This is a genomic window from Sphingomonas sp. Leaf62 (assembly GCF_001421915.1).
Taxonomy (GTDB): Bacteria; Pseudomonadota; Alphaproteobacteria; order Sphingomonadales; family Sphingomonadaceae; genus Sphingomonas.
The window spans coordinates 768-1,189 of record NZ_LMLN01000033.1 but is presented as its reverse complement, the minus strand read 5'-3'; the positions used below and the strand labels follow the sequence as shown (position 1 = coordinate 1,189).

Sequence of the window (422 nt, the reverse complement as noted above, 5' to 3'; positions counted from 1 at the left end):
CATTCAGTTGGGCACTCTAGGGAGACTGCCGGTGACAAACCGGAGGAAGGTGGGGATGACGTCAAATCATCATGCCCCTTATGAGTTGGGCTACACACGTGCTACAATGGACGGTACAAAGGGCAGCGAGACCGCGAGGTGGAGCCAATCCCATAAAGCCGTTCCCAGTTCGGATTGCAGGCTGCAACTCGCCTGCATGAAGTCGGAATCGCTAGTAATCGCAGGTCAGCATACTGCGGTGAATACGTTCCCGGGTCTTGTACACACCGCCCGTCACACCACGAGAGTTTGCAACACCCGAAGCCGGTGAGGTAACCGCAAGGAGCCAGCCGTCGAAGGTGGGGTAGATGATTGGGGTGAAGTCGTAACAAGGTAGCCGTATCGGAAGGTGCGGCTGGATCACCTCCTTTCTAAGGAAAACG

At 55.9% G+C, this 422-nt stretch carries 1 rRNA gene; it reads left to right on the top strand.

Going from position 1 to position 422, the window contains the following annotated elements:
* Positions 1-410, top strand: a 16S ribosomal RNA gene (locus tag ASE91_RS18530); the annotation flags it as partial.
* Positions 411-422 lie beyond the last annotated feature (12 nt).